Origin of the sequence: Schlesneria sp. (assembly GCF_036405755.1) — a bacterium.
GTDB classification, from domain to species: Bacteria; Planctomycetota; Planctomycetia; order Planctomycetales; family Planctomycetaceae; genus Schlesneria; species Schlesneria sphaerica.
The window spans coordinates 1-1,534 of sequence record NZ_DASWWZ010000148.1; the positions used below are offsets into that span (position 1 = coordinate 1).

General features: G+C 56.1%; 1 protein-coding gene and 1 pseudogene. Both read left to right on the plus strand.

Annotation, left to right across the window (positions count from 1 at the left end):
* A pseudogene (locus tag VGE80_RS05050) lies at positions 1-223 on the plus strand (squalene--hopene cyclase); the annotation flags it as partial.
* A 69-nt stretch (positions 224-292) separates the two neighbouring features.
* Complete coding sequence (locus tag VGE80_RS05055; protein ID WP_440591899.1) at positions 293-1,144, plus strand: hypothetical protein; 852 nt, start codon at positions 293-295, stop codon at positions 1,142-1,144.
* Positions 1,145-1,534 lie beyond the last annotated feature (390 nt).

Sequence of the window (1,534 nt, forward strand, 5' to 3'; positions counted from 1 at the left end):
TGACGGATATGGTACGGGCTTTGTCATTTACATCCTTCGTCGCAGTGGTTTGGCCGCGGATGATCCCCGAATCCAGCGTGGAATTGAATGGCTGAAATCACATCAGCGAGAAAGTGGCCGCTGGTTCACTCGGTCGCTCCACGCAGACAGCATGCATTATATTACTCACGCTGGTACGGCCTTCGCAGTGATGGCCCTGCAGGAATGTGACGAGACGAAATGATCAACCTGGAACTCCCGTCCCTACGTCGGCGGCTTTCATGGGGATCACAGATTTGAGGAATTCGCACTGATGCATGTGCTGTTGATGATGAGTCTGCTGTTCGCGGATGTCGAACCGCTACCGATCGGAAAATCTGTTGTCGATGTGCAGTTTGGGGAGGTCTCCATCCCCCTCTACACCTACAAGCCTGCGGACTACAGCGACGGACCGTTGCTGATGGTCTTTCATGGTGTCCTGCGAAACGCGGATGAATACCGCGATGACTCGGTGGAGATGGGAAATCGCTTTGGAGCCTTGATTGTCGCCCCGAAGTTCGATGACACGACGTTTCCGAAGCGGAAGTATCAGTTCGGCGGCATCATGCGGGAAGGCGAGGCTGCCCCCCCTGAAGAATGGACGGGCGAATACATCAATCGAATCGCGAAGGAGATTCGCCGAAGGGAAGCACGACCGGAGATGCCGCTTTACCTGATCGGCCATTCCGGCGGAGGCCAGTTTCTGATGCGGACCACGGGGTTCGTCAATACTGGCGCCAAGCGGATCGTCGCTGCCAACCCGGGGACCTTGCTCTTTCCCAACCGCAGCGCGGAATTTCCACTCGGATTTGGCCAGCTTCCGCAGCACCTGCAATCCGACGATCAAATGAAGGCCTACCTCGCTCAACCACTCACCCTCTACCTGGGTTCCAAAGACATCGAACGGGATGAATACCTGGACGTCACGCCTGCTGCCGATGTCCAAGGTTTAACACGGTTCGAGCGTGGTCAGAACGCGTTCAAGGCGGCAAAAAAACTGGCTGACGACCGGCAGTGGCCATTTGGATGGAAGCTGGTCATTGCCAGGGATGTTGAACATGACCACACGAAGATGTTCAACGACCCCCACTGCGCCGACGCCCTCGGCCTTCCCCAAAAGAAGTAGGTCGATGTCCGATACCGAAGGGCGAATCTCTGCTGAGAACCAATTCGAAGCCGACTGAACAATTCGCCATCGAGATTGAGTTACCCCGCAGTCGTCCTTTGCCCGCCCCGGTAACTCCAGGGGCCGAGCACGAGCCATGCAGTGGTCAGCCAAAACAAAAGTCACCTCTAGCGATGCCTGCGCAGCAAATCACCAGCAGGTTTTTGCCCCGCGAAGGATGGAATCGGGACAAGTGCTCTGGGAGTCCCTCAATGCGCAAGAGACGAACGGGACGTCGTAACATGCTTCTGAGGGTGCGGCATTCTCAATCATCACGAATATCATCATCAACCCGAGCGAGAGAAAATCCCTCAGCGGTCTCTTGCGCTCACGGGGTGGATACAAGGACCA